This is a genomic window from Rubinisphaera margarita (assembly GCF_022267515.1).
Taxonomy (GTDB): domain Bacteria; phylum Planctomycetota; class Planctomycetia; order Planctomycetales; family Planctomycetaceae; genus Rubinisphaera; species Rubinisphaera margarita.
Genome location: NZ_JAKFGB010000001.1, coordinates 1 through 3978 on the forward strand (window position 1 = coordinate 1; position 3978 = coordinate 3978).

The window sequence follows — 3978 nt, forward strand, 5'->3', positions numbered from 1 at the left end:
AACGTCGTACCCTTTCAGAATCGTGCTGCGGAACATAATACTCTATTTAACGAGGAGAAAAATAGGGCGCACGCGGCGGCGAGGTGTGCAAATAAAGCCCCAGGGGGGGTACTCAATCGTGAAGGCATCGCCTACGATCTGAAGCACCTCAACAAGCACCTACCAGATACTGCGGAGTCCGCACGGCTAATTCGCAAGGACGGCTCCGCTCACGTTTTCAAGGACAAGGCGACGTTAAGTAGAGTGGAACAAGAACTACTTGAAAATGGTGAGAGCTTGGGAACCGTCCGTGGTTGGGAGCGATACGGCAAACATTTCGATGAACCGATCGGCTATCGAATTGATGCACAAGGCAATAGGATACCGCTTCATTACGGGGAACTGAAGCTGAATCCTAAAACCAACCTTTACCACATAACGCCACGAACGAGGCCAGCATTATGACCGAATGGTACGAAATATGGGCCGATTGTGGTTTGTCACCACCTTACCTGCTTCTCGTGCATGCGGACGTGGGTGCTTACAATGTCATTGATCCACAAGAGGGAGGGAAGGTAGTCTTTTCGGCTGGCGAATACGAATCCGTGAAACTGTGGTTGCTTGAAGATGAGTACGAACGGATGAGTGAAAGAGTTGGCGAAGACTAAGCTTTGACTTCTCCCCAACCACTGCTGCTGGTCGGGTCAATATAAGCCGTTTGACGATATCCGAGGGGAAAATGAGGCACGACTTCGGCTTCTGCATCACGATCTTCGCAGGCTGTGTCGATTTGAACGGTTGCAACTTGGCCGGTTCAGCAGGCTTCCACGGCTTGCTGTGTGTTTTGGGGGCGGCACGCCTGACGGCGGCGGCAGTGTGTTGACTGCCGCCCTCAGCCCTCTTCCTCCCTCATGGGTCGGCGGCTTCGGTTACTTCCCGTGCGTGCGTGAGCGATTCGCCTTGGTATAAAGAACAGCACCGCACGGAGCCGGTGCAGCAGCGGCAGTGACCACCTTGGCTGTCAGCGACTTGGCTGGAATTGTTGGGTTCGGATTTGTAGCAACCCGCTTCCGGCTGGGAGAGGCTGCACCCGCTCGGACTTCGTCGTCCGGATGTTCTTCGGCAGGCGAGCTCGGAGAATTTCGTTCTCCTTCTTGAGGTAGGCCACCTGCCGGGCCAGCTCCTGCTGGGTGATGGAGGCTAGCATTACGAAGAGCGGATGCAGCGTGCGTCGCATGGCGATTGTCCTTTGAAATCAGTGTCAAAGGAGCTTCCCTGCAGGGAGCGAAGAATATTTGCACCCCGGACGTCAGCCGGTGCGCGACGAGTTTATCGAGTGGAGCAGGGGACCGGGATCGGGGTTCCCGCCAGGCCGGTTTGCGCTCTCAAAAATACGCGCGTCATACGAAGAGTTTCGAGAAATACGCGCCTCGCTCGATTCCAGACGCGGAGGGTTCGTGGCTCGGCCCTGAACAGCAGGGTTGGCAGGCGGGGAGACCAGTAAGACTCACTTGCTTCTTATTGAGATGGGACGCATCATGGGCCGAAGCCCATCAATGGGCGACTGCTTGTTGCTGCGCAACCCGGAGATAAACCTCCGGGCCATCCCGCGCCAAACCCGCTCATCATAGAACGGGCCTGCATTCAAACTCTGGAATCGACGCAGTCAATGATCGCATTCGGGCTGCTATGGAGGGTGTCGATGACAGGGCGATCGCGCGGCAGGCAATCGTCGACGAATTGGCAGCACTCCGTTCCGAGATTTTGAGTGGAAAGTTTCTGTGAAAGACAAGCAAGGACCGTCAGAGACATGAAATATTACCGCTATCGTCCGGATGCAGACGCCTTCGCCAGTGTTCACTTTGAAGTGGATGTCGATTCGATGGAAGAGCATCGCGTGCTCGGAGTTCACCGGTGTGATAGCGCATTGCTCGAGAACTGGATCCCGCCAATAGCTCGTTCCCTCAATGGCGATACTCTAGCGGAAGGGGATTTCCCAAGCCTGAGTAATTTCTGGAGGATTCCAATAGTGAGTCAACGAGCATGGGAGGTGTTGCGTTCTCTGCTAGGGCGCTGTGAGGCGCTTCCGATTATCCATCCTACTGGAAATAGGTATTATATTGTTCATATAATGGAGACGATTGATGCGTTGGATGAGCGTCGGTCGGAAGTAGCACGCAATAGGACAACCGGGCGTATAAATAGTATTCGTCGTTACTCGTTCGTGTGGGACCGTATACATGGGAAGCACATATTTAAACTTCCAGCCGACAGTGGTGGTGAGGTGATAGTGGACTGTCGCTTTCGAGAGGCAGTTGAGCAAAATGGATTGCGGGGGTTGGTGTTTACCCCCTTGCCAATATGTGTGTAAGGTGTCTGAAAATCAGAATTGGTGGGGTAGAATGTTGCCACACCTGGCCTGTCTGGTGCGAGTGGCCCCCCCTTTGAGGATAGTGAACGGGCGGGCGAGTTGCCAGAAGCCTTCGAAGGAGTACGCGTTGTGCTCCCAGCGGACGTTGAGGTCGGCAATTGCTCAGCCATATGAAGGTCGGTTAGATCCGATAGCTAAGGCAGTAGTAGCGGTGATCACGGGAGGTGAGTCGGCGAGCGTGATTCTCGGGGCAAGCATTTGATCAGATTGACATCATACGGAGAAGCAGGTCCTGCTGCCCCTTACCCCTCAACCCGCTCAGATCTCTGCGTCCGGATGTTCTTCGGCACGCGAGCGCGATGAGAATCTCACTCTCCTTCTTAAGGTCAGCCAGCGGCCGGACGCGTTTCTTCTGAGTCTGTGAGGCCCATATTGCAGACAGCGGTTGCAGCGTGCGTCGCATGGCGATCGTCCTTTGAATTCAGTTTCAAAGGAGCTTCCCTGCGGGTGACGAAGAATATTTGCACTCCGGACGTCGGCCGGTGCGCGACGAGTTTATCGAGTGGAGCAGGGGACCGGGATCGGGGTTCCCGCCAGGCCGGTTTGCGCTCTCAAAAATACGCGCGTCATACGGAGAGTTTCGAGAAATACGCGCCTCGCTCGATTCCAGACGCGGAGCGTTCGTGGCTCGGTCCTGAACAGCAGGGTTGGCAGGCGGGGAGACCAGTAAGACTCACTTGCTTCTTACTGAGATGGGACGCATCATGGGCCGAAGCCCATCAATGGGCGACTGCTTGTTGCTGCGGAACCCGGAGATAAACCTCCGGGCCATCCCGCCAAAATTGCAGATGATGAACTTGATGACGCTGTTAAGACAATCAAACAGGAATTAGAATGTGCGAAAGCGCCATCAAGAATTGCGAGTGAGATTGACCCGAACAAATTCAAGTATGTGTTTGGGGAGGTCACATCTGGCAGTCATAACACGGCAAGGTCGCTCCAAAATGCCGCCCAGATGAATCGAATCGGCATTCACAACACTGCTGCTGGGCGACGCTATCTGACGCAGCACCTTGACGATGTAGTCCAAGACCCATCGAACATAGCACGGACATTCCAGAAGACACTTCCAGATGGATCAAAGATCAGCTTGGAAGTTCGTGAATCTTTGCTATCGGGGCCGGGTGGATTCTTAAAGATTGAGTCCACGTGGGAACTTCTTCCTGACGGTTCTCGAAGGCTAACAACCATCATTCCGTTTGGAGGGTAATTGTGGACTATCCATCTGAACTCGATTTATTGGAGTTCTTTGAGACTGAGCCAAAAGTGGAAGGCGACGTTCAGACATATCAGGTTCAGGATTCGTCTGGTGCAACCCTTGCGTTTTCCTTCGACACTTCTGATGACTCCGTTCAAACTCTGTTGAAGTGTGATGAGCGTATCGTGTCGCTGATATCCCATGAATGTCTCACTCGTATGTGGATTGATGGGGCAACGCTTCACGCCGAGTTAGAAAACAGCGGTTATCGTATTTCGCTTTCACTCGTGCTGAGGCCACTGGTGCAAATCAAATGGTCTGGTCTACGGACAGGTTAGAAACGCTATCCATCATGCCCCCGGCATCGCTC

General features: G+C 53.9%; 5 protein-coding genes. 4 read left to right on the forward strand and 1 reads right to left on the reverse strand.

Annotated features, from left to right (window positions below; all coding sequences use genetic code 11):
* Window positions 1–444 (forward strand): DUF6972 family protein (locus tag L1A08_RS00005; RefSeq protein WP_238752823.1); only part of this gene is annotated, 444 nt, incomplete at its 5' end.
* Window positions 441–647 (forward strand): hypothetical protein, encoded by a 207-nt coding sequence (locus L1A08_RS00010; RefSeq protein WP_238752825.1) that lies wholly within the window; start codon window positions 441–443, stop codon window positions 645–647. The genes L1A08_RS00005 and L1A08_RS00010, both read left to right, overlap by 4 nt.
* Window positions 648–1000: 353 nt before the next feature.
* On the opposite strand, the gene L1A08_RS00015 is transcribed toward L1A08_RS00010, so the two are convergent.
* Complete coding sequence (locus L1A08_RS00015; RefSeq protein WP_238752827.1) at window positions 1001–1216, reverse strand: hypothetical protein; 216 nt, start codon at window positions 1214–1216, stop codon at window positions 1001–1003.
* 645 nt (window positions 1217–1861) lie between these two features.
* Here L1A08_RS00015 and L1A08_RS22895 point away from each other — a divergent pair.
* Both L1A08_RS22895 and L1A08_RS00020 read left to right on the forward strand, forming a co-directional pair.
* Window positions 1862–2350 (forward strand): imm11 family protein, encoded by a 489-nt coding sequence (locus L1A08_RS22895; RefSeq protein ID WP_390896825.1) that lies wholly within the window; start codon window positions 1862–1864, stop codon window positions 2348–2350.
* A gap of 1272 nt (window positions 2351–3622) precedes the next feature.
* Window positions 3623–3946, forward strand: a complete 324-nt coding sequence (locus L1A08_RS00020) for a hypothetical protein (protein WP_238752829.1) — start codon at window positions 3623–3625, stop codon at window positions 3944–3946.
* The last annotated feature ends 32 nt before the right edge of the window (window positions 3947–3978 follow it).